Consider the following 22,883-nt stretch of genomic DNA (forward strand, 5'->3'; position numbering starts at 1 on the left):
CGATACGTTCGGTGGAATCAGGACGCGAGTGACTTGATCTTCTGCGCCAGGCGGCTCTTGTGGCGAGCGGCCTTGTTCTTGTGGATCAGGCCGTGGGTGGCCATGCGGTCCAGCACCGGCACTGCCGCCTGGTATGCCGCTTCCGCCGCCGCCTTGTCGCCGCGCTCGATCGCCTTGACCACGTGCTTGATCTTTGTGCGCATCATCGAGCGACGGGCCTGATTGTGCTGGCGACGGTGCTCCGCCTGGCGGGCGCGCTTCTTTGCGGAGGCGATGTTAGCCAAAATTCCACTCCTGCCTGATTTTCGGGGTGCGAGAAAAGGCGGGTAATATGCGAATTTCGGGCCGGGGTGTCAACCGCGCCCGCCCGCGCCCGAGCCGCAGCCGATTTCTCCCGACCGCGCAAACCGTTACATTGCCCGATTCCGTTCTCGCTCCCGCTTCCGCGCCGGCCGCCGCGGATCGGTGAGATCGAACCACCGGGAGATTCGCCATCGTGCGCCAGCGCCTGCTGCAGTCCGTGTTCACCTTCGGCGGCTGGACGCTGCTCTCGCGGGTGCTGGGCCTGGCCCGGGACGTGGTGCTGGGGGTCGTGTTCGGGCCCTCGGCGGCCACCGACGCCTTCTTCGTCGCCTTCAAGATCCCCAACTTCATGCGCCGGCTGTTCGCCGAGGGGGCCTTCGCCCAGGCCTTTGTGCCGGTGCTCTCGGAGGTGCGCAGCCGCGAGGGTGACGCCGGGGTGCGCCAGCTCGCGGCGCGGGTGAGCGGTTGCCTGGGGGTGGTGCTGCTGGGCCTGACGGTGCTCGGCGTGGTCGGGGCGCCGGGGGTGGTCAGGGTCTTCGCCCCGGGCTTTACGGACGACGCCGAGAAGCTCGCCCTGGCAAGCGAGCTGCTGCGCCTGACCTTCCCCTACCTGATGCTGATCTCGCTCACCGCCTGCGCCGGGGCGGTGCTCAACACCTACGGCAGCTTCGGGCCGCCGGCGTTTGCGCCGGTATTCCTCAATCTGTGCCTGATCGGCGGCGCCCTGGTGCTGGCGCCGCGGCTCGAGACCGGGATCATCGCGCTCGGCCTCGCGGTGCTCGCCGCCGGCGTGCTGCAGCTGCTGCTGCAGCTGCCGTTCCTCTGGCGGCGCGGCCTGCTGGCCTGGCCGTGGCCGCGCTGGCGGGACCCCTGGGTGCGACGGATCCTCCGGCTGATGGGCCCGACGCTGTTCGGCACCTCCGTGCAGCAGATCAACCTGCTGTTGGATACGCTGCTCGCCTCGTTCCTGATCACCGGCTCCATCAGCTGGCTGTACTGGTCCGACCGGTTGATGGAGTTTCCGCTGGGGGTGTTCGGGATTGCGCTCGGCACGGTGATCCTGCCCCGGCTCTCCGCCGAGCATGCCGCCGCGGCGCCGGCCGCCTACAGCCGCACCCTGGACTGGGCACTGCGGGTGACGACGGTGATCATCCTGCCGGCGGCCGCGGGCCTTGCCGTGCTCGCCGTGCCGCTGCTCACCACCATGTTCCAGTACGGGCGCTTCGAGGCCCACGACGTCCTGGCGGCGAGCTTCAGCCTCATGGCCTACGGCCTCGGGCTAATCGGCTTCGTGCTGGTGAAGGTGCTGGTGCCGGGCTATTTCGCCCGCCAGGACACCCGCGGGCCCGTGCGCTGCGCGGTGATCGCCATGCTCGTGAACATGGTGCTGAGCATCTCGCTCATCCTCTGGCTGCACGACACCGGCGTGGGCCACGCGGGCCTTGCCTTCGCCACCGCTGTGGCCGCTGGGGTGAACGCGACGCTGCTCTACCGGGGGTTGCGCCGGTTGGGCGTCTACCGGCCGGAGCCCGGCTGGCCCTGGCTGCGCCGCCGGGTGGGCCTGGCGACGCTGGCCATGGTGGCGGTGCTCGGGTGGCCGGCGAGCCAGCAGGCCTTCTGGGGCGGACTGGGGATCGCCGGCCGGGTCAGCGCACTGCTGGCGGCGGTGGCGGGCGGAGCGGCGGTTTACTTCGCCGTGCTCTGGCTTGCCGGCCTGCGCCCGCGGCATCTGCGCGAGCCCGCCGCCGAGCATGGCTGAGACCGGCGCCGCTGCCGTATACTTCGGGATTTTCAACGGGTGAGGTTCATGGAATTCGTCCGGGGCAGCCACAATCTGCGCCCGCGCCACCGCCCCTGCGTGGCCACCATCGGCAATTTCGACGGCGTCCACCGCGGCCACCAGGCCGTGCTGTCGGCGCTGGGCGAGGCGGCCGCACGCCACCGGCTGCCGGCGACGGTGATCACCTTCGAGCCCCATCCCCGGGAGTTCTTCGCCCCGGAACGGGCGCCAGGGCGGCTCACCCGGCTGCGCGACAAGCTGCGCCTGCTGGCCCGGGCGGGGGCGGAGCGCGTGCTCTGCCTGCGCTTCGACCAGCGCCTCGCGGCGCAGCCGGCGGAGGCCTTCATCCGCGAGCTGCTGGTGGAGGCGCTGGGGGTGCGCTACCTGATGGTGGGGGACGACTTCCGCTTCGGCCGCGGCCGCCAGGGGGACTTCAACCTGCTGGCGCAGGCGGCCGGCGAGCTCGGCTACGAGCTCGAGCGCATGCCGACGGTGCGCGACGAAGGCGGACGGGTGAGCAGCACCCGGGTGCGCGAGGCCCTGGCCGCCGGTGATCTAGGCACCGCGGCGTCGCTGCTCGGACGGCGCTACCAGGTCTCCGGCCGGGTGGCGCGGGGCGAGGCGCTGGGCCGCGAGCTTGGCTGGCCGACAGCCAATCTGCGGTTCGGCGGGCGCCCGCCGCCGATGCGGGGGATCTACACCGTCGCCGTGCACGGCCTTGGCGCGCCGCGGCCGGGCGTCGCCAGCCTCGGCGTGCGGCCGACGGTCAACGGGCGCGAGACGCTGCTCGAGACCCATCTGTTCGATTTTTCGGGCGATCTCTACGGCCGGCACCTGGTCGTGGAGTTCCTCGCCCACCAGCGGGAAGAGCTCCGCTTTGACGACCTCGAGGCCCTGCGCACGCAGATCGCGCGGGACGCCGAGCAGGCCCGGGACTGGTTCCGGTGCCATGGACTGCCAGAAGACAACGACCGCAGGATGACCCCGTGAGCGACTACAAGGACACGCTGAATCTGCCGCGTACCGAGTTCCCGATGCGCGCCGGCCTGGCGAAGCGCGAGCCGGAGCGCCTGGCGCGCTGGCGCGAGCAGGATCTCTACGCGCGCATCCGCCGGGCTCGGCAGGGCCGGGAGCGCTTCGTCCTGCACGACGGCCCGCCCTACGCCAACGGCGACATCCACATCGGCCACGCCGTCAACAAGATCCTCAAGGACACCATCGTCAAGGCGCGCACCCTGGACGGCTACGACGCCCCGTACGTGCCGGGCTGGGACTGCCACGGCCTGCCCATCGAGCACAAGGTGGAGCAGGAAATCGGCAAGGCCGGCGAGGCGGTGAGCGCCAGGGACTTCCGGGCGGCCTGCCGGCGCTTCGCCGAGGCCCAGGTGGCCGGTCAGAGTGAGGACTTCCAGCGCCTCGGCGTTATCGGCGACTGGGGCAACCCCTACCTGACGATGAACTACCGCACCGAGGCGGACATTCTCCGGGCGCTGGGGCAGATCGTCGCCCGCGGCCATCTCAAGCGCGGCTTCAAGCCCGTGCACTGGTGCACGGACTGCGCCTCGGCGCTGGCTGAGGCGGAGGTGGAGTACGAGCAGCACACCTCCCCGGCCATCGACGTGCGCTTTCCCGCAGTGGACGGGGCGGCGCTGCGCCGGGCCTGCGGCGCCGAGGGCCAGGCGCCGGAGGCACCGGCCTCGCTGGTGATCTGGACCACCACCCCCTGGACGCTGCCGGCGAACCAGGCCGTGGCGCTGCACCCGGAGCTCGACTACGTGCTGGTTTCCGTGGAGCACGGCCGCGAGTTGCTGCTGCTGGCCGAGGCCCTGCACGAGACGGCGCTGGCCCGCTACGGCGTGCAGCACTTCGGCATCGTCGGCCGCTGCCGCGGGGCGGCCCTGGAGCATCTGCAGCTGCGGCATCCGTTCCTGGAGCGACAGGTCCCGGTGGTGCTTGGCGAGCACGTGACCACCGAGGCCGGCACGGGGGCGGTGCACACCGCGCCCGGTCATGGCGCGGACGACTTCGTCATGGGCGAGCGCTACGGCCTGCCACTGGAGAACCCGGTGGGGGACGACGGCCGCTTCCTCCCGGGCACCGAGCATGTGGCCGGTCTGTTCGTGCATGACGCCAACCGCGACCTGGTACGCCTGCTCGACGAGCGCGGGATGCTGCTCAACCATGAGCCCTACACCCACAGCTATCCCCACTGCTGGCGCCACAAGACGCCAATCCTGTTCCGCGCCACGCCGCAGTGGTTCCTGAACCTGGAGGCCAACCGCACCCGGGAGCGCACGCTCGAGGCACTGCCCCGGGTGCGCTGGTTCCCGGACTGGGGCGAGCAGCGCATGGAGGCGATGGTGCGCAACCGCCCGGAGTGGTGCATCTCGCGCCAGCGCAACTGGGGCGTGCCCATCGCGCTGTTCGTGGACCGCGAGAGCGGAGAGCCGCACCCGGACACCGAGCGGCTGATCGAGGCCGTCGCCGAGCGCATGGAGGCCGAGGGGATCGATGCGTGGTTCGACCTCGATCCGGCGGAGCTGCTGGGCGACGAGGCCGGACGCTACGACAAGGTCACCGACATCCTCGATGTCTGGTTCGACTCCGGCACGACCCACGACAGCGTCCTGCGCCAGCGCGCCGAGCTCACCTGGCCGGCGGACCTCTACCTGGAGGGCACCGACCAGTATCGGGGCTGGTTCCAGTCCTCGCTACTGACGGCGATGATGATCCACGGCGAGCCGCCGTACCGGGGCACGCTCACCCACGGCTTCACCGTGGACGAGCAGGGCCGGAAGATGTCCAAGTCCCGCGGCAACGTCATCGCGCCGCAGACGGTGATGAACGAGCTCGGCGCGGACATCCTGCGGCTATGGGTGGCGTCCTCGGACTACACCGGCGAGATCGCCGCCTCGGACGACATCCTCAAGCGCACGGCGGATGCCTACCGGCGCATGCGCAACACCGCGCGCTTTCTCCTCGCCAACCTGGCGGGCTTCGACCCGGCGCGGGATGCGGTGGCGCCGGAGCGCATGCTGCCGCTGGACCGCTGGGCGGTGGACCGTGCGCAGCAGGTGCAGGAGGCCGTGGTCGCCGCCTTCGACCGCTACGACTTCCACCACGTCTACCAGCGCGTCCACCACTTCTGCGTGCTCGACATGGGCGGCTTCTACCTGGACGTCATCAAGGACCGCCAGTACACCACCCAGGCCGACAGCCTCGCCCGGCGCTCGGCGCAGACCGCGCTCTGGCACATCGCCGAGGCCCTGGTGCGCTGGCTCACGCCGGTGCTCTCCTTCACCGCCGACGAGATCTGGGAACATCTGCCCGGGGAGCGCTCGGGCAGCGTGTTCGAGGCGGAGTGGTACGACGGCCTGTTCGCGCTCGAGGACGATACCTTCGACCGCGGCTTCTGGGGCCAGATCCTCGAGCTGCGCGATGCCGTGGCGAAGCGCGTCGAGGCGCTGCGCAACGAGAAGACCGTCGGCGCCACGCTGGAGACGGAGATCGACCTCTACTGCCCGGAGAGCCTGCGCGCCCGCTGGGCCCAGCTCGGAGAGGAGCTCCGCTTCGTGCTGATCAGCTCGGAGGCGCGGGTGCACCCGCTCGAGCAGGCCCCGGCCGACGCCGATTCGGCCCGACTGGAGGACGGCACCGAGTTCCGCTTCACCGTCACGCCGACCGCCGCGCCGAAGTGCGCCCGCTGCTGGCACCGCCGGGCCGACGTCGGTGCCAGCCCGGAGCACCCCGACCTCTGCGGCCGCTGCGTGGAGAACGTCGCCGGCGCCGGCGAGCAGCGGCGGTTCGCCTGACGGTGGCCGGGCGCTGCGGCATGCCGGATGTCGCACACGGCTGCGCCGTGCACGACCTACGGGTGCCCGTCACCGGCACTCCGCCGATCACCGGTGCCCCCTGTAGGTCGGCAAGCGCACAGCGCTCGCCGACAGCCGCGCACGGCGCGGCCCCTCCGGATTCGCCGGCCGGTGTGTCGGTGGGTGGCGCGTCGATCGCCAATGCCCCTGGTAGGTCGGCAAGCGCGGAGCGCTCGCCGACAGCCGCGCATAGCGTGGCCTCTCCGAATTCGCCTGCCGGCGTGTCGGCGAGCGCTGCGCGCTTGCCGACCTACGGCGCCGCCTTCCCGCGTAGGTCGTGCACCGCCGCGGGCGGTGGGCGACATCCCCGCCCGCGGCGGTCCGCCGGCACGCCCGCATGACGCCGCTGCTGCGCCTGGGCCTGCTTACCGCAGCCGCGGTGCTGCTCCTCGATCAGGCGACCAAGCTTGCCGCCGAGGCCTCGCTCGCCCCTTACCAGCCCGTGGCGGTGCTGCCGTTTCTCAACCTCATGCTGGCCTTCAACCCCGGCGCCGCCTTCAGTCTGCTGGCCGACCAGCCCGGCTGGCAGCGCTGGTTCTTCAGCGCGCTGGCGCTGGCGGTGAGCGGCTATCTGGTGTGGTGGCTGCGCACGCTCCCGCCCGGGGAGCGGCTGCAGGCGATGGCACTCGGCCTGATCCTCGGCGGTGCCATCGGCAACCTCGTGGACCGCCTGCGCCTCGGCGTTGTGGTGGACTTCATCGATCTGCACCACGCCGGCTGGCACTGGCCCGCCTTCAACGTCGCCGATGCGGGCATCACCGTCGGTGTCGGCCTGATCCTGCTCGCCGTCTTTCGGGACTGGCGCAGGGGGCGGTAGCCCGCATCTCTCACCGATTCGCCGCTGCGGGCGCGGATCTGGCGGGCAGTCCGGCGTTGCGCTCGGCCCGGGTGCTCGACGTACTGTCGAGTACGCCTGCGCGCCCGGGCTCTCCCGCGCGTTGGGCAGCGCGGAACCCTTCCCGCGGGCCTCTGCGCTTCAGAGCGGCGGCCTGGCAAGGCGGCGTTCGCAGCGAATGGCCGTAGCCCTTTGCAAGAACGCCAACGCAGTCCAGGGCGCCGCTCTGAAGCGCCCTGCGGGGCCGCACAGCGCACGCGCAGCCGGCGTTGCGCTGCTTGACTGTACTCGCGGTACAGCGCTGCTCAGCGCGCCTTGTCTGCACGCGCGCTGTGCGGCCAGAGGCCCGCGGGAAGGGCTCCGCGCTGCCCATCTCCTGCCCGCCATCTCCACGCCCTCGCTTCGCGAAGCGGTGAGAGATGCGGGCTGGCCCGCCTGGCTCCTCTCCTGTGGGAGGCGCGGACGCCCGTCACACCCAGACGCCCGGCGCTTGGTCGCCTTCCGCCGCCCGTGAGACACTTACACCTCCGAAATCAACGGTTCGCCCAGCCCATGCAGGACATCCTCCTCGCCAATCCCCGCGGCTTCTGCGCCGGCGTGGACCGCGCCATCAGCATCGTCGAACAGGCCCTGGAGGCCTTCGGCGCGCCCATCTACGTCCGCCACGAGGTGGTGCACAACCGCACGGTGGTGGAGGACCTGGGCGCCAAGGGGGCGGTCTTCGTCGAGGAGCTGGAGAACGTGCCCGAGGGCTCGACGCTGATCTTCAGCGCCCACGGCGTCTCCCAGGCCGTGCGCGACGAGGCCAAGGCACGGGGCCTCCGCGTCTTTGACGCCACCTGCCCCCTGGTAACCAAGGTGCACATCGAGGTGCGCAAGCACGCCCGGGCCGGGCGCGAGGTGATCCTCATCGGCCACGACGGCCACCCGGAGGTGGAAGGCACCATCGGCCAGTACGTGGGCGAGGGCGCCGACCGGGGCGCGATCTACCTGGTCGAGACCCCGGAGGATGCGGAGCGCCTCGAGGTGCGCAACCCGGACGACCTCGCTTTCGTCAGCCAGACCACGCTCTCCATGGACGACACCGCGGCGGTGATCGAGGCTCTGCAGGCGCGTTTCCCCTGCATCGAGGCGCCGCGCAAGGACGACATCTGCTACGCCACCCAGAACCGCCAGGACGCCGTCCGCGAGCTGGCCCGGCAGGTGGACTTGATGCTGGTGGTTGGCTCGCAGAACAGCTCCAACACGCGCCGCCTCACCGAGCTCGCCGAGCGCATGGGTGTCGCCGCCCATCAGATCGACAGCGCCGAGGAACTGCAGCGCGCCTGGGTGAGCGACGCCCGCCGCATCGGCGTCACCGCCGGGGCCTCCGCCCCCGAGGTGCTGGTGCAGTCGGTCATCGACCGCCTGGTGGAGTGGGGCGCCCGCCGCCCGGACACCGGCGGCTCCTACACCGAGGACGTGGTGTTCTCCCTGCCCAGGGATCTGATGCGCGCCATCCCGAAGCGGGGCGAGATCACCCAGGCAGTGGAGGACCGCTGAACCTGCGTTTCCCAGCGCAAGACGTCGAATTCCTCTACGGGCGGATGGATGCGTGCCTGTTTCCGACGGCGCTGCACAGCCGGTATTGCGCGGCGCGATGATTCCGGGTCGTCAGGGACATTGCAGTGAATCGGTCGACGGATCGGCCTGCCGCAGCCGCCCCGTCATGGACAGCACAAGACCCCGCGCGTGCGCAATGCCGCGGGCATCACAGAAGGTGAACGTCCCCGGATAGCCGTCGGCGAAGCCGGTGGGCTCGTAGACGATCCGGGTGGCCGTATTGCCGGCCCCGGCGTCAATCGCAAGACCGCCTGTCACAGCCCCGCTGGCGCGAACAATCTCTCCGCTGTCGCCATCGCAGGTGCCGTCGCCGTCCCCGTCCTCGCAGTGGCGATCGCGATTGTTGTCCCGGAAGATCATCCATCCTTGGTGCCAGCCGGCGGAGGCATCGCAACGCAGGGTTCGATTGCGTTTGCAGATGACCACTTCCCAGCCGCCCTTGATCGCCTCGGCCCGTGCCAGCTGAAGTGAGGCGTTGAAGCGGTTGCTGAGCGCGATCAGGCGCTGATCACGCACCAGGTCCGAGAATGACGGGATCACCGTGACGGCGAGGACCGCCGCGACGGCAAGGGTGACCAGCAGCTCGACGAGTGTGAAGGCCCTTTCCCTGGCCATGTCTGCCTCCGTGCCGATAAGGGTGCTCCGGTTCCGTGGAGCACCGCCATTGCGTAGGGGCTACCAGCCTATCCCAGCCTCGCCACGAATCAACTGCAGCTGCGCTCCCAGCATTCCTCGCCGCTGCCAAAGCTACCGTCGTTATTGGTGTCCCAGCGCCGGGCGCCGGTGGAGTCCAGCTGAAGCGCGCCATCGTCGGACTGGGGGCCCTTGGGGCTGGCCTGGATGGTATAGCTGTTGCCGTCGGCGGAGACGATCGTGAGGTCGTAGTACTTGGTGCCCCCGTCGATCGGTGCCTCGGTCGGAAAGATCGCCGGCGCGCCCGTGTCGCTCCCCCCGGCCGCCGCGCCTTCGTAGGTGAGCTCTTCGGTGTAATGGCGCTCCATGGCGTTGCCGAAGGCGGACAGGGCGGCCTGGGCGTCGGCGCGGCGGCTCGAGCGCACCTGCTCCTGGTAGGCCGGATAGGCTATGGAGGCGAGGATCGCGACGATGGCCACCGTGATCATCAGCTCGATGAGCGTGAAGCCTCGCGCGCGCCGGGTTCGTCGCATCATCACTGTGTCCCTCCAGTCACCGGTGTGGCCGTCAGCTCGGCTCGATGTAATTCTCGGGCAGCACCCAGATGGCCACCACGACGGGCTGTCCCTCGCGATCGCGACGCACCGTCAGCCCCACCGGCACGCCCGCTCGGAGCGCATGGATCGAGGCATGCCGGGTCGCGGGCGTATGCACGCGGACGTTCGTGTCCAGGGCGTACCAGTCGGCGCCGACGTTGATGCGCCCGCTGCGAAGCTCGCTGCCGTTGACGAAGCCGATGCGGTCGAACTCGCGCGGATAGTCGTCGGGCAGCGTTGGCCTTGGCGCGGTCGGCGGCTCGGCCGCGAGGGCGGGTGATGCCGCCCAGAGGCCCGCCGTCGCGACGAGCACGAGGGTGAATAACAGACGCCAGTGCATAGTGCTCACTCCTGCCATTAGAGGCTCGGGATGACTTCGCGCCAGGAGCGGCGGCCAACCGGTCCGGTGCCCCCGGTGTTCGTGCCCATGCTGCGCACCTCGTCGCCGACCTGGGTCACCCGGAAGTTCTCGATGAAGCCGGAGTCAGTGGGGACGCCACCCTCGAAGCGCAGTCCGGTGACGCGGTTCAACTGGCCCTCGAGGCCGCCAACGTTGTCGTTCACGTCGAAGACACCGTCGCCATTGGTGTCGAAGACCACCACCTCGGGCGTACTTCCGGTCAGGGGATCGAAGCCCAGCTCGAAGCCTCCCACGATCGTGCCGCAGGCTGCGTCCACCTTCGGGATGACCGTGTTGACGAAGGCGATGCCGCCGCGCAGCTGCATGTTGCGCACGGCCCGCTCGCCCGGGAATTCCGGCGAGCCCGTCGACGAGCCTGCGGCGGGGGCATCGAGGTCGATGTACCAGCCCATGTCGGTGCTCCAGTCGACCTCGTTGTTCGTCAGCGTGCGCACGACGAAGCCGTTCACCGGATCCACCTCGTTGATGAACTGCTGCTCGATCAGCTCCGAGTGGGTGACGGCGTTCAGGTTGCCGAGCGGATCATCGTCCCAGATGCCGTAGATGGACTGTATCTCGTCGCTGGTAGCGTCGGCGTTGGTCATCCAGCTGCCAGTTCCCTGGACGAGCACCAGTCCCCCATCCGGGTGACGGACGGCCACCGGGGCCTTGGTAATAGGCTGGCGGTCGCCGCTGCCGTCCGCGTAGCTGGCCTGGAACAGCGTGCCATCCAGGTCCCACTGATTGGTGTTGCTGCTGGACAGGTCGAATCGGTGCAGGTTGCCCTGCAGGTCGCCGGCATAGACCACGTCGACGGTGCCGTTGCCGTCATAGTCGATGGCGCGGATGTCGCCGATGCCGTTGGGCGTGGTGCTGGTGAGGTGAGGCATGGTCGCGCTGTTGTAGTCATCGAACCCGATCCCGGTGTCGAGGCGGAAGTAGTCGGTGCCCTCGGTCCACACGCCGTCGGTGCCGCCATCGAGGAAGAGCACGAACAGCGAGGCGTTGCCGTTCGGGTCATCGCTGTTGTAGCCGTTGCCGAAGATCGCCACCCAACGCTTCTCGCCACTGGCCTCATCATTGGACATGGCGATGACTGGCTCGCTGAAGGTGAGCCCGAGCGAGGCATCGTCGGCCTCGGCGCCGGTGCCGCCGACGAACTCCCAGAGCACCTGCCCGGCCGCACCGGTCTCGGTGGTGAAGTCCGAGGGATCCGTGATATCCAGGGCGAAATAGCCACGCCCGCCCGCGCCGAGGCCGCCGATCAGGGTCGTCTGCCAGCTGCCGCCCATGAACACGTCGTTAACCTGCGGCGAGGCGTCGACGAAGAAGCGGTGGTTGTACTCGGGGCTGGCGAGGTCGGGAAGATCGTCGATCAGGATGCTCGGCACATAGGCGAAGAGCTCCTCGCCGGTGTCCGTGGAGAAGGCGTGCAGCATGCCGTCGTTGGCGCCCACGTACACCACGCCGTCGCGGCTGGCGTTGGCCTCCTGGAATTCGGGGTAGGTGTCGCCGCTGCTGGCCGGCCAGGCACCGCCATTGCGGCCCGAGAACGGCGGGCGGCCGACGAAGACCGGCGAGGAGTGGGTGATGTCCCCGAGCCGGCCCTCGTTGACCTCACGCTCGCGGAGTTCGCCCTCGTCGATGGCAATGCCCTCGTCGACCGAATGCCCGCGCACCCAGCCCAGGCGCTCGTCGCCAACGCCGCCGTTGTCCTGCCGCGCCGTGGTCAGCGCCGGCGGCACCGGGACGTGCAGCGCACCCTGCTGGTCGGTGGTCAGCGAGCTCCAGTCGAAGGCGATTCCACTGAGGGCGTCCGGGTCGTAGGTGACGATCCGGCGCGTGTCGCTGCTCTCGGAGGTGCGGCCGTCCAGCTGCTCGGCCGCCCTCCAGGCCGTGGATCCGAGGGTGCCATCGTCGTTGACCTGCTGGGCGATAAGATCGCCGGTGTTGGTCTTGGTGTCGTAGAAGGCCCGGAACACCAGGGAATCGCTGCGGATGTTCTGGGTGTTGAAGGCCACCGCGGAACCCGCGCCGACGCCGGCGGCGATCTCGGAAAAGATCTCCTCCAGAGAGGTAGCGAGCTCGTCCGGGTCGCGTGCGCTGAGATAGCTGCCACGCCCGTTGAAGGCGGCATGGCGGAGGTCGTCGATGCGACCGTCCCCAGAGGTGCCCGGCCAGAATTTCGTGTCGGGGTCATCGGGTCCACCGGGCATCTCGTCAAGGGTGCCATTGACGCCGAAGCCGATGGTGTAGGTCGCCATGTGCTGATGCATTACCTCGCCGAGTTCGTCCGAACCGCGGAACAGGTTGCGGTCGCGGGCGGTGGTCGGCACCAGATCCGTCAGCGTGTCGTGGAGATCCCGCTCGTAGTAGTACATGGCCACGTCCGCGAGCGTATTCGATAGGCCGTCTTCAAAGGCGCCGCCGTCGAAGTCGCTGTCGTTGTCGCCATCAGCGTTGCCCACGGAGGGATCGTTCCCGTTGTAGTAGCCGTCGGTCATCAGGATGGCGTAGTTCTGCCTGCAGGCGGCACCGCTTTCGTTGTTGCCGTCCTCGTCCTGTGTCTGCGGGCAGATCGCATCACCGAAAATACTGTTTGACTCGCAGGCGAAATACCGTCCGATCTCCTGCAGATTCTCACGCAGGGGCGTGCCACTGGCGGACCGGGTCTCGTAGAGCTGATCGAGCAACGAGCGCTTGTTGCCGCTGCTGGGGGAGACATTCATGGTGGCGACCGGGATCCGGTTGTTGCTGTTGTTATTGATCGTCGCGTAGCCGATGCGCGCGGAGGTGTTGTCCCGGATGGTGCGGCTCAGGCCGGCCTTGGCGGCAAACTCGCGGCTGCGGTAGTAGCTGAACCAGTTGGCGAAATTCTGCTGAATCTCGTCGGTGCTGGCGTACTGTTTCGCGTCGGCGGCGTAGCGATTCTGTAGCCAAGCGTTGAGGTCAGCGAGGTCCGTGGCGGATAGGCTGCCGATCTCGTACTTCCGCTCCTCACCGTTATCGAAAAGACCATCGCCGTCGTCGTCACTCCAGGTGAAGAAGCGGAAGCCGCCGGTCAGCGCCTGGTGTGAGGTGCCGCCGTCCCAGCCGGAGCCCTCGCTGGTGAGATCCTTGTAATCAGCGGGGTCGTACGGGTCGTCCGGCGCATTGGTGGCGTCGATATCGGTGAACGCATCCCCGTCGGCGTCGACGCCGGCCCAGGGCGTGTAGGTCTGCTGGGGATTGAAGTAGAGCCGGTTGAAATCGCTATTGCGCGCGCGCCAGGAATCGTCGTCGGCCGTGTTGCAGTCGAGGCCGTTATCGCCATAGGTGTTGCTGGCGAACTCCGCGATGTAGAGATAGCCCGGCCGACCGTTGCTTGCGAAGGTGCAGTCGGGGTTGCCATCGTTATCGGCGTCCCGGTGCACCGGGTCCCCCGCGTCGGCAGGGCTGGTGCCGTCCGGCTGGGTGCCCGAGAACAGGAATTCCGCACCGACGTCGGTGGTCATGACTTCCCAGTCCATGCTGCCCGAGTCGTCGTTGAGCACGACCACGTTCGGCTCCACGGGCGTCAGCGCCTCCAGCGCGTTCTGGGAAATGTCCAGCTGGGCCAGGGCCGCCGGGCTGAGCGCGCAGGCGCCGAACACAGCCACCCAGAGGGCGCGGCGGCTGGCCGCAGTGGCAAGGCGGTTGCTCCCCAAGGTCATGACAGACCTCCTGTTGGTCATCGTGCCCGGCGCTCTAGAGGCGCTTGCCGAAGGTCGATTGCAGGATCACGGTGGCAGACTCGGATCCGCCGGTGGCCCGTACGGTGATCTCGAAGAGATCGGTCTCGCCGGCGCCGGTGCCTTCGCCGTAGTTGCCCAGATTGAGCTCGTCCTCGGCGGCCTCCACCGTGCCCTCGTGGCGGATCACGTAGGCCGGCGCGCTCGCCACGTTGCCGGAGAAGCCGGTGTACGTGCGCGCCTTGTTGCTGTTGCCCGAGGCCGTTCCAGCCCAGTCGATGTGACGCCAGATGGCCTCGTCGTCGGCATCGACGTCACCGTCGCCATTGAGATCCGCGTCTTCGTCATAGAGGCCGTCACTGCCGTCACCGTCGAAGCCCGCGAGGGTAATGACGTTGTTCTCGATGTCCTGCTCGGCAGCGTAGAGCGCGGCTTCGGCCGCATCGAAGGCCATTTGCCGGTCGCGCTGATTGGCGGCCATGCGCTCCTCCAGCGAGGTGTTGCGCAGCGTCACCACGCCGAGCAGCGTCATCACCAGCAGGAGGATGAGGCTCACGACCAGCGCCGCGCCGCGCTGGTTGGCGCCCGGGCCAATCGCCGGCCTGACCATGCTGCCGCTACTCGAAGCCACCGTTGCGGATCCTCACCGTTGTGTTGAAGGCGTACCGGAGGCGCCGGTCCCCCGCGTGGGAGACGGTCGTGCTTGGGCCGATCTGTGTTTCCGCGACCACGTATTCACGGTCGTCGTTGTTGTTGGCGACGGCTTCGGGAGTCTGCGCGAGCAGTCCGAGGCGAACCGCGACGACGTTGTTCCAGTCCGACACGCTCCCGGCCTCCACGTAACGCTCGGGGGAGCCGTCGTCGTCGTCGTCCTCGCCGTAACGCAGCTGCATGTTCTCGATATGTTCCACCAGCTCACGGCTACTAGCGCTGATACCCCCGGAGCTGATGGAGGCCCGGCGCTCGTAGAGGGACGTCGTCTCGCCGGAACGGCTGACGCCGATGTAGTAGCCGACCGCCTCGAACTTGACCATCTGCGCGTCGTCGCCATACGTGTAGGGCGTTCCGGTGGACGTGCAAGTTACCGGTGAGCCCAGGCCCTTCGTGCAGTTGCCTGGAGAGACGCTGCCGCCGGTGTTGTGAACCACGGTGACATTGGCCGAGTTGGCGTTCGTTACCTGAAACAACGAAGACTGTTCGGTATCGCAGACGAGCACGATGTCGCCATCCTGGAGATCGTGCAGATCGTTCAGGAAAAAGGCCGCGGACGACGCAGCGGGCTGGTGGTTGTTCACCGCGTAGGTGGTGTCACCGCCGCCACGCAGGATGAAGGCCTCGGTACCGTTGACCCGGTCGCCCGGCGAGGATCCGAAACTCACGCCGGGGAAGGTGTCGTCGCCCTCCGCGTAACCGGTGATGGGGCCGCCGGCGAAATCGGTCAGCGTGTTGCCGCTGCCGCCATTGAGCACGTTGGCGAAATTGCCGGTCTTGCGGCAGGGCATGAAGCCGGCCATACGGAGCTCACGCGAAAGCAGATCCGACGCGAAGCGGGCGTTCTCCTGCATGCGGCCGAGGTTCTCCGTGGTCCGCTGGCTTTGCCGGCTCCCGAGATAGACCTGAACGACGCCCGCCAGCAGCACGAGGCCGATCAGCATCGCCACCATCAACTCGACGAGCGACAAGCCGGACTGTCCGTGTGCACGCGGCCGATACTTCATGTGCCTCAGTCCCGAATCTCGGTTTGATAGTCCAGGCTGACAGTACTGACGCCGTCGCCATCGTCGTCACGTCGGTCCGTCCACTGGATGGTCACCGTGAACGAGTTACCCGCGCGCTGAATGGCGCCCCGGCCGTCGGGCAGAATGCCGGCATCGATCCCGAGCCCTGCACAGGCGCTCGAGCTGCTCCAGTTGCCGAGCTGGCACTGCCAGGTGGCGAGGTCGTAGGCCGCCAGCTGGCCGGCGGAACATGAGCTCGAACTGGTATTGCACGCGGTGACACTGGCCGGCGCGTCGGTCAGCGCGACATCGTAGTCTCCGGCCACGGCGGCGGAGGGATTGGCCCGCATGCGCTCCATGACGTCGTAGGCGAGCAGGGAAGCCTGTGAGCGCAGGTATGCGCTCTGGTTGTACTGGAGGGCCCTAACCTGCATGGCGGCCAGCCCCAGAAGACCAATCGACAGGACCAACACGGCCACCAGCACCTCGGTGAGGGTGAAGCCGGCCTGGCGATCCTGGCGAAGTGCGTGCTGCATGCCTTAACAACTCACTGCATTGCCGTCATGGTTCTCGACGACCCCGTCTCCGTCCTGATCCAGGGCCTGGCTCGGGCGTCCGGAGGCGTTGAGGTTGATGGCTCGCGCCTCACCTGCCCCGCGGTCATCACAGAAGACGAAGCTGCCTTCGTCCGCGCCGGCGATGAAGCCGCTGGCCATGTACTGTATTGCCCCGGCGCTTCCGAATCCGGTGGTGGAGATCGCCACGCCGGTCGGCGCGCTCGCCTGACTCCGCAGGATGGATTCGGAGGCATCGCGGGTGCCGTCACCGTCGGCGTCCGCGAACAGAAGCCAACCGCCATCCCAGTCACTGCCACCGCAACTTGATGCGTCGGTGCTGGCACACAGCGTCATCGTCACACCCTGACGCACGGCCTCCGAGCGGGCGGCGTTGATGGCCGTCACCAGCTCATTGTTGGCGCCGGTGAGACGGTTGTCCCTGATCAGCGCCTGGAAGGAGGGCACGCCCACGGACAGCAGAATTGCCGCCACGGCCAGCGTGACCATCAGCTCAACCAGGGTGAATCCGCCTGTACGTGTCATGGATCACATTCAACGCGCGATGATGGCGTCCGTGCAGAGGGCGGGAGACGAGCCGCCGAGGCCGTCCGACGAGTGGCGAAAGGCCTCCGGACATCGTTGAGACACCGCCGATTGTCTGGCGCAGACGGCTCGCTTATACTCCGCGGTCGCGTTGCCGGTGTAGCTCAGTCGGTAGAGCAACTGATTCGTAATCAGTAGGTCCGCAGTTCGAGTCTGCGCACCGGCACCACTTCTTGCCCTGGTGCTCTCCCGCCTGTAACGGCCGGTTTTGCGTTTGCCGGCGTCTCTCGGGCTTGGGCTGCTTACTCCCGAAATCAGTCGATGAGATTGGGTGTCTTGCCGATCACCCGCTGCTCGGGCTCGGGCTCCTCCGGAGGGTCTGGTGAGGCCTTGGGAGGGTGTGGTCGGTGGGGAGGGTGCGGGAATGGCGGATAGCCATAGCCGTAGCCATAGCGCACCCAGCGTGGCTCCCGGGGCGGCTGGGGATCGGTACGTGCCGGCGTGGGGGCAGCCGCGGCGGCCTGTTCCGCGGCCCGGCGTTCGCGCTCGGCTTCCCGGGCGCGGCGGGCCTCCGCCAGGGCCTCTGCGGACTCCGCCAGGGCCTCGGCACGCTCGCGGGCGGCGGCGGCCGCGCCGGCGGGGGGCGGCTCCGGCAGCTGGACGCGCTCGCCACCGGCGCAGGGCTCGTCGGTGAAGGTGATGGCGCCTTCGTCGCCGGGGCAGCGGTAGACGGGGCTGCCGGTTGCCGGGCCGGTGGCGGCGATCAGTAGCGCGGTGACCAGCAGCAGGCTGCGCATGGCGAACCTATCCGTTGCGGGCTCACTGTCACCATGGGGCCGGCCCGCCGCGCGTGCAATGCGGAAATAGCCCTCGCTGAGTTACCCCTCGCTGCCGCTGGTGACGAAGCGCTCCACTCGCCCGGAGAGATGCTCGGCCAGGGATTCGAGCTCGCCGGCCTCGCGGGTGACGGCCGCGACTTCGCCGGCGGTCTCGCTGGTGAGGCTGCGGATCTGGCCGGTCTGGCGGCCGATGTCCTCGACCAGCCGGTCCTGGTCGCCGGTAGCGCTGCGGATGGCACCGACGGCGCTCTGCATGCCGGCCATGGCCTCGCCGATGGCCTGCAGGGCCTCGCCGGCCTCCTGGCCGCGCTCGGTCATGGTGCGAGCGAGCTGTTCGCTGCCGCCGACGGCCTCCGACAGCTTGCCGATACGGCCCTGCAGGCCCCGCACGACGTCGTTGATCTCGCTGGCGGACTGGGCCGAGCGCTCGGCGAGCCCCCGGACCTCCTCGGCCACCACGGCGAAGCCGCGCCCCTGCTCGCCGGCGCGGGCCGCCTCGATGGCGGCGTTCAGCGCCAGCAGGTTGGTCTGCTCGGCCACCTCGCGGATGACCTTGAGCGCTACGCCGATGGCGTCCCCGTCGCTACCGAGCTCGCGCATGTGCGCGGCGGCGCTGTCCACGGCGCGAGCCAGCTCCCGGCTCGCGTCGATGGCCGCGCGGGTCGCGGCATCGGCCTCGCCATGGCGCTGGAGGGTGTCGGCGACCGTGGCCTCTGCCTCGGTCGCGGTGCGGGCTACGTGGGCGGCGGCAGCGGCGACCCCGGCGATACCCTCGTCCAGCCGCTCGGTGCCCTTACTCTGCGCGGTGGCGCGGGCGTCCAGGTCGCGCGCCCGGCGGTTGAGGCTGTCGGCGGTCCCGGTGAGGGCACGGGTCGCGCTCACGGCGCCACCAATGGCCTGATCGACAGACTCCATGTAGGCGTTGAAGCCCGTGGCGACCTCGCCCGCGCCGGCGGGCACGCGGCGGGTCAGGTCGATGGTGTCGCCACCCTGGAAGAGAATGCGCCCGAGGTCTGCCACGGACTCCGAGGCGCGGGCTTCCAGCTCGAGGCGGCGCGCCATGTACATCAGCAGACCCGCCTCGATGACGACATAACCGGCGTGGACAAGCACCATCCCCCAGGATGGCTCGGGGAAGACATGAACCCCGACGCCGCTCGCCTGCAGCCAGTTGAACAGGATGTGATGCACGGCGACCGTCGCCGCGCCGGCCAGCACCACGGCCCAGTCGCGGTAGAAGAGCAGCGGCGCGAGCAGCACAAATACCCCGAAATGCACCACCATCAGGCCGCCGGCCTGGTGGATGTGCAGGGCGGTGAACACCATCATGGCGGCGCCGACGAGCAGCCGCGTGGGGCGGCTCCCGGGAGCGAGCGCCACGGCCGCCGTAATCGCGAGCGCCGCAGGCAGGCCGACGAGCAGGGCGGCCGCCCAGGTTCCGCGCCAGGGCGCGAGGCCGAGCGCTGCCAGGAGCAGCAGCCAGGTGATGACGAGAAACAGCCGGTCTGCCCGCCGACGGGTCAGGCTGAGCGACGCGTTGACTGCCTGCACGATTGGCCCCTCCACGCGGCGCGGATGCGCCGGTACCGGTGGAGGTATCGGCCGCGGCAGCGGCGGCTTGAGACTGTGGTCAGTCCGGTCCGGGGTCGCCGGTGCCGCCGCCACGGCGGGCCCGCGCGCGCTCGAGCAGGCGCATGCGGCTGACCCAGTAGCGGTGGGTGAGGCGGATGAGCGCGGCGATGTCGTCCCAGTCGACCTCGAAGGGGGAGTCGATGCGCAGGCGCGTGTAGGGCGGTGGGCTGCCGGCGTCCACGTGCACGGGGACCCAGCGCTCCGCCCCGGGGGGCAGGATCTCGAGGGTCATGGCCCCTTCCGGCTCGGCCTGCGCGCGCTGCGCCTCCCGCAGTCTCTGGATGGCGCGGCTCACTGCGCCGCGCACGCCGGCATTGGTTGCATCCGCGTCCAGTGCGGCCTCTCCGCTTGGGCCGCCGTCCGGTTCCGTCAGGGGCAGGGCACGCACGCGCATGGGTTGGCTCCGTCACGACTCCCGACCCTCAGAGTACCGTTGCAGGCGCCGCTACCGCCAGCGAAAGACGGCCTTGGCGGCAATGCCAATGCATGCGACATTGCGTATATATGGATTAACGAATAGGAGATCGTGATGCACCGGGACATCCTCTTCATCTGTGTCCACAACAGCGCCCGCAGCCAGATGGCGGAGGCCTGGTACAACCATCTCTGCGCCGACGAGGCGCAGGCGCACAGCGCGGGCCTGGAACCGGGCACGATCCATCCGCTGACGGTCCGCGTGATGGCCGAGGTGGGCATCGATCTGAGCGGGGCGAAGACCCAGTCGGTCATGGACTGCGTGCGCAGCGGGCGCTTCTACAGCTACGTCATTGCCGTCTGCGACCAGGCGGAGGCGGAGCGCTGCCCGATATTCCCCGGTCGTGCCCGGCGGCTGGACTGGAATCTGCCGGACCCCTCCGCCGTTACCGGCGACGAGGAGACGCGCCTGCAGGCCTTCCGCAAGGTGCGCGACACCATCCGCGAGCGGGTCGAGGCTTTCTGCGCCGAGCACGGCGGCACCTGCCGCGCGGCGTAGGTCGTGCACGGCGCAGCCGTGTGCGACCTACGGCAGCTCGAAGCGCATCGAGAGATCGATGGCACGGACGTGCTTGGTGAGAGCGCCGATGGAGATGAAGTCCACGCCCGCTTCGGCCAGGGCGGGGAGGTCCGAAAGCTCCAGGTTGCCCGAGGACTCGAGGGTGGCCCGTCCCCGGGCGCGGCGCACGGCCTCGCGGGTGTCCGCAAGGCTGAAATTGTCGAGCAGCAGGCGCGGGGCGCCGGCGGCGAGGGCCTCGTCCAGCTCGGCCAGGGTTTCCACCTCCGCCTCGACGGGCCGGCCCGGGTAGAGCGCGAGGGCCTGCCGGATGGCGGCGGTGAGCGAGCCCGCCGCGATGACGTGGTTCTCCTTGATCAGCACTGCGTCGTGCAGGCCCATGCGATGGTTCTGGCAGCCCCCGCAGCGGGTGGCGTACTTCTGGGCGTAACGCAGGCCGGGAAGGGTCTTGCGGGTGTCGAGGATGCGGGTTGAAGTGCCGGCCACGGCATCCGCGTAGCGCCGGGCCACGGTGGCCGTGCCGCTCAGGAATTGCAGGAAGTTCAGTGCGCTGCGCTCGCCGGAGACCAGTGGCCGCGGCGGGCCGGTGAGCTCGCAGAGCAGGCTGTCCGCCGCCACCCGCTCACCCTCGCCGACGTGCCAGCGCACGGCGATGCGCCGGTCCAGCGCAGCGTAGACGGCGTCGAACCAGGGCCGGCCGCAGACTACGGCGGGCTCGCGGGCGATCACCCGGGCGCGGGCGGTGCCTGCCTCGGGCAGGAGCGCGGCGGTAAGGTCGCCCGTGCCGACGTCCTCCGCCAGCGCGCGCCGCGCATCGTCGGCAACGCGGGCGGGGTCGATGGGGTCCATGCGGCCGCCTGCTCCCGGGCGCGTCAGAGTACGCCGAAGACGACCATCGCCGCGAGCACGAGCGCCGTCCACAAAGCCATGGACCCGGTCGGCCAGCTCTGGGCGAGGCGGCCGCTGGTCCGGGCATGGATCGCCGCCTCCCGGGCGCGATGGAAGGCGCTGAGGAATTCCCGCCGTGCGGCGCGGTCCGTGGCGACCACCGCATCCCGCACGCGCGTCACCACCAGCGGGCCCAGCCGGCGGTAGAACCAGTCCGTGTCCACGCTGATCTTGGCCTCGCCGCCGACGTGTTTCAGCAGCAGGAAGAAGCCGAGCCCGGTGAACAGCAGCAGCTGCATCTCCTTCAGCAGATGCCCGGCGGTGTAGGCGTGGTAGTCCACGGCGTTCGGCAGGATCGCATAGAGCGCCCCGGGGAAGACGCCGATCAGGAAGCAGAACGCCGCGGCGATGCCCATGGCGACGAGCATGTTGCGCGGCGCCTCCTTCGGCCTCAGCCCGGAGTCCTTGCCGAGGAAGGTGAAGTACGGGAGCTTCAGGCCCGTGTGCAGGAAGGTGCCGGCGGAGGCCATGGTGAGCAGCAGGTACACCCAGGCGCGGTAGTCCACCGCTGCGGCCTCGACGATCATCGTCTTGCTGACGAAGCCGCTGAACAGCGGGAAGGCGGAGATGGACAGCCCGCCCACCATGTAGAGCAGGAAGGTGATGGGCATCCAGCGGTAGAGGCCGCCGAGCTCGGTGAGCTTGCTGCGCCCGGTCATGTGCAGCACGGCACCGGCGCCCATCAGCAGCAGCGCCTTGTAGAGGATGTGCGTGAACGCGTGGGCGGCCGTGCCGCTCAGCGCGAGCGTCGTCCCCATGCCGACGCCAGCCACCATGTACCCCACCTGGCTGACGATGTGATAGGCGAGCAGCCGGCGGATATCGTTGGCGAGCACGGCGTAGACGACGCCCCAGAGCGCCATCACGACGCCGAGCCAGATCAGCAGCTCGGTGCCCGGGAAGCCGCGCACCAGGGTGTAGACGGCGGTCTTGGTGGTGAGCGCGCTCAGGAACACCGTGCCGGTGACCGTCGCCTCCGGGTAGGCGTCGGTGAGCCAGGCGTGCAGTGGCGGCACGGCGGCGTTGATCAGGAACGCCACCAGGATCAGGTAGAACGCCCAGCCCTCGGGCTCGAAGGCCTCGAAGGCGATGGAGCCGGTGCTCTGGTAGTGGGCGAGCAGCCCGGCCAGCAGCAGCATGCCGCCGAAGGCGTGCACCAGCAGATAGCGCATGCCGGCCTGGTAGGACACCCCGCTCTGGCGCTGCCAGATGAGCCAGACCGAGGAGATGACCATCAGCTCCCAGAAGACGTAGAGCGTGACCAGATCACCGGCGAACACCACGCCCAGCGCCCCGGCGGCGTAGACCATGGCCGCCACGTGCTGGATCCAGTCGGTGACGTGCAGGGCGTAGATGTTGCCGATGACCAGGATCAGCCCGAACACGTAGGCGAATACGAGGCTGAGCTTGTCCACCCGCCCCGGCATGAGCTCCAGGGTGCCGAGGGTGAGCTGGCCGTACTGCCCGGGTTCCAGCCCGAGGATGATCAGCAGCACGAAGCCGGGCAGGGCGACCTGCCAGATCTGGCGGGAGCGCCCCTCGAGGAAGGGCAGCAGCAACGCGCCGACGATCAGCACCAGCGAGGGATGGATCCACTCAAGCATCGCCGTCATCCCCCCTGGCGTTTCGGCCCGTGCCCTGGGGGGCGTCGTCGTAGTAGTCCTCGCGCCGGTAGAGGAAGGCGTAGCCGAGCGCCTTGGAGACGACGATGATCAGCACGCAGGAGATGAAGCCGTAGAAGGCGATGAACCCGCCAATGCCGTCCCAGGGGAAGCGCTCGTAGGCCGGTTCCTTGAACAGGTCCACCAGCACCAGCAGCGCCATGACCACCAGCGTCGCGTTGCGCAGCGGCCGGCGCCTGGCCACCAGGGCCTCGAGGATCCTGCCCGTTCTGCCCGTGCTCATGGTCGTGATCGCTCCTCAG

The 22,883-nt window shown here is 69.2% G+C and carries 21 protein-coding genes and 1 tRNA gene; 7 read left to right on the top strand and 15 right to left on the bottom strand.

Annotation, left to right across the window (positions count from 1 at the left end; genetic code table 11):
- Positions 1 to 17: 17 nt before the first annotated feature.
- Entirely contained in the window at positions 18 to 284 is a 267-nt protein-coding gene (gene rpsT / locus LMH63_RS04435) for a 30S ribosomal protein S20 (protein WP_109675898.1), read from the bottom strand.
- 212 nt (positions 285 to 496) lie between these two features.
- On the opposite strand from rpsT, the gene murJ reads away from it, so the two are divergent.
- The 5 genes from murJ to ispH all read left to right on the top strand — a co-directional run bounded on the left by murJ (position 497) and on the right by ispH (position 8,332).
- Positions 497 to 2,062 (top strand): murein biosynthesis integral membrane protein MurJ, encoded by a 1,566-nt coding sequence (gene murJ / locus LMH63_RS04440; RefSeq protein ID WP_109675897.1) that lies wholly within the window; start codon positions 497 to 499, stop codon positions 2,060 to 2,062.
- Positions 2,063 to 2,110: 48 nt separating this feature from the next.
- Positions 2,111 to 3,073, top strand: a complete 963-nt coding sequence (locus tag LMH63_RS04445) for a bifunctional riboflavin kinase/FAD synthetase (RefSeq protein ID WP_109675895.1) — start codon at positions 2,111 to 2,113, stop codon at positions 3,071 to 3,073.
- Entirely contained in the window at positions 3,070 to 5,895 is a 2,826-nt protein-coding gene (ileS, locus tag LMH63_RS04450) for an isoleucine--tRNA ligase (protein WP_109675893.1), read from the top strand. Before LMH63_RS04445 ends, ileS begins: the two co-directional genes overlap by 4 nt.
- Positions 5,896 to 6,292: 397 nt before the next feature.
- Positions 6,293 to 6,772, top strand: a complete 480-nt coding sequence (gene lspA / locus LMH63_RS04455) for a signal peptidase II (protein WP_109675891.1) — start codon at positions 6,293 to 6,295, stop codon at positions 6,770 to 6,772.
- A gap of 570 nt (positions 6,773 to 7,342) precedes the next feature.
- Positions 7,343 to 8,332: a 4-hydroxy-3-methylbut-2-enyl diphosphate reductase gene (gene ispH / locus LMH63_RS04460; RefSeq protein ID WP_109675889.1), complete on the top strand. Its 990-nt coding sequence runs from the start codon at positions 7,343 to 7,345 to the stop codon at positions 8,330 to 8,332.
- Positions 8,333 to 8,443: 111 nt separating this feature from the next.
- Here the strand turns inward: ispH and LMH63_RS04465 are convergent, their stop codons facing one another.
- The 8 genes from LMH63_RS04465 to LMH63_RS04505 form a co-directional block, all read right to left on the bottom strand.
- Entirely contained in the window at positions 8,444 to 9,007 is a 564-nt protein-coding gene (locus LMH63_RS04465; RefSeq protein WP_109676147.1) for a GspH/FimT family pseudopilin, read from the bottom strand.
- Between the two features lie 89 nt (positions 9,008 to 9,096).
- Positions 9,097 to 9,561: a type IV pilin protein gene (locus tag LMH63_RS04470; protein ID WP_109675887.1), complete on the bottom strand. Its 465-nt coding sequence runs from the start codon at positions 9,559 to 9,561 to the stop codon at positions 9,097 to 9,099.
- Positions 9,562 to 9,592: 31 nt separating this feature from the next.
- Positions 9,593 to 9,961 carry a hypothetical protein gene (locus LMH63_RS04480; protein ID WP_109675882.1) on the bottom strand — a complete coding sequence of 123 codons (369 nt, stop codon included), beginning with the start codon at positions 9,959 to 9,961 and terminating at the stop codon, positions 9,593 to 9,595.
- 17 nt (positions 9,962 to 9,978) lie between these two features.
- Positions 9,979 to 13,713: a pilus assembly protein gene (locus LMH63_RS04485; protein ID WP_158280280.1), complete on the bottom strand. Its 3,735-nt coding sequence runs from the start codon at positions 13,711 to 13,713 to the stop codon at positions 9,979 to 9,981.
- 34 nt (positions 13,714 to 13,747) lie between these two features.
- The gene (locus LMH63_RS04490) at positions 13,748 to 14,341 is read right to left on the bottom strand and encodes a pilus assembly PilX family protein (RefSeq protein ID WP_109675878.1); all 594 of its coding nucleotides are present in this window, start codon (positions 14,339 to 14,341) and stop codon (positions 13,748 to 13,750) included.
- Positions 14,342 to 14,348: 7 nt separating this feature from the next.
- Positions 14,349 to 15,413 carry a PilW family protein gene (locus LMH63_RS04495; protein WP_158280279.1) on the bottom strand — a complete coding sequence of 355 codons (1,065 nt, stop codon included), beginning with the start codon at positions 15,411 to 15,413 and terminating at the stop codon, positions 14,349 to 14,351.
- Between the two features lie 41 nt (positions 15,414 to 15,454).
- Positions 15,455 to 15,985: a type IV pilus modification protein PilV gene (pilV, locus tag LMH63_RS04500; protein ID WP_109675877.1), complete on the bottom strand. Its 531-nt coding sequence runs from the start codon at positions 15,983 to 15,985 to the stop codon at positions 15,455 to 15,457.
- Positions 15,986 to 15,988: 3 nt separating this feature from the next.
- On the bottom strand, positions 15,989 to 16,549 hold the full coding sequence (locus LMH63_RS04505) for a GspH/FimT family pseudopilin (RefSeq protein ID WP_109676142.1): 561 nt from the start codon (positions 16,547 to 16,549) through the stop codon (positions 15,989 to 15,991).
- A gap of 153 nt (positions 16,550 to 16,702) precedes the next feature.
- On the opposite strand from LMH63_RS04505, the gene LMH63_RS04510 reads away from it, so the two are divergent.
- Positions 16,703 to 16,778: transfer RNA gene (locus LMH63_RS04510), tRNA-Thr, on the top strand.
- An 85-nt stretch (positions 16,779 to 16,863) separates the two neighbouring features.
- Here the strand turns inward: LMH63_RS04510 and LMH63_RS04515 are convergent.
- From LMH63_RS04515 to LMH63_RS04525, 3 genes are all read right to left on the bottom strand, one after another.
- The gene (locus LMH63_RS04515; protein WP_109675875.1) at positions 16,864 to 17,346 is read right to left on the bottom strand and encodes a hypothetical protein; all 483 of its coding nucleotides are present in this window, start codon (positions 17,344 to 17,346) and stop codon (positions 16,864 to 16,866) included.
- Between the two features lie 81 nt (positions 17,347 to 17,427).
- The gene (locus LMH63_RS04520; protein ID WP_109675873.1) at positions 17,428 to 18,939 is read right to left on the bottom strand and encodes a methyl-accepting chemotaxis protein; all 1,512 of its coding nucleotides are present in this window, start codon (positions 18,937 to 18,939) and stop codon (positions 17,428 to 17,430) included.
- A gap of 79 nt (positions 18,940 to 19,018) precedes the next feature.
- Positions 19,019 to 19,414, bottom strand: coding sequence for a hypothetical protein (locus LMH63_RS04525; RefSeq protein ID WP_109675871.1), 396 nt, complete (start codon positions 19,412 to 19,414; stop codon positions 19,019 to 19,021).
- Positions 19,415 to 19,549: 135 nt separating this feature from the next.
- Between LMH63_RS04525 and LMH63_RS04530 the strand changes: the two genes are divergently transcribed.
- Positions 19,550 to 19,993 carry an arsenate reductase ArsC gene (locus tag LMH63_RS04530; protein WP_109675869.1) on the top strand — a complete coding sequence of 148 codons (444 nt, stop codon included), beginning with the start codon at positions 19,550 to 19,552 and terminating at the stop codon, positions 19,991 to 19,993.
- A 27-nt stretch (positions 19,994 to 20,020) separates the two neighbouring features.
- On the opposite strand, the gene nadC is transcribed toward LMH63_RS04530, so the two are convergent.
- The 3 genes from nadC to LMH63_RS04545 are packed head-to-tail and all read right to left on the bottom strand — an operon-like array spanning position 20,021 to position 22,864.
- Positions 20,021 to 20,860 carry a carboxylating nicotinate-nucleotide diphosphorylase gene (gene nadC, locus LMH63_RS04535; RefSeq protein ID WP_109675867.1) on the bottom strand — a complete coding sequence of 280 codons (840 nt, stop codon included), beginning with the start codon at positions 20,858 to 20,860 and terminating at the stop codon, positions 20,021 to 20,023.
- A gap of 23 nt (positions 20,861 to 20,883) precedes the next feature.
- Positions 20,884 to 22,563, bottom strand: a complete 1,680-nt coding sequence (locus LMH63_RS04540; RefSeq protein WP_109675865.1) for a Na(+)/H(+) antiporter subunit D — start codon at positions 22,561 to 22,563, stop codon at positions 20,884 to 20,886.
- On the bottom strand, positions 22,556 to 22,864 hold the full coding sequence (locus LMH63_RS04545) for a hypothetical protein (protein WP_109675863.1): 309 nt from the start codon (positions 22,862 to 22,864) through the stop codon (positions 22,556 to 22,558). Before LMH63_RS04545 ends, LMH63_RS04540 begins: the two co-directional genes overlap by 8 nt.
- Between the last annotated feature and the right edge of the window lie 19 nt (positions 22,865 to 22,883).

The organism is Spiribacter halobius (assembly GCF_020883455.1).
Classification (GTDB): Bacteria; Pseudomonadota; Gammaproteobacteria; order Nitrococcales; family Nitrococcaceae; genus Sediminicurvatus; species Sediminicurvatus halobius.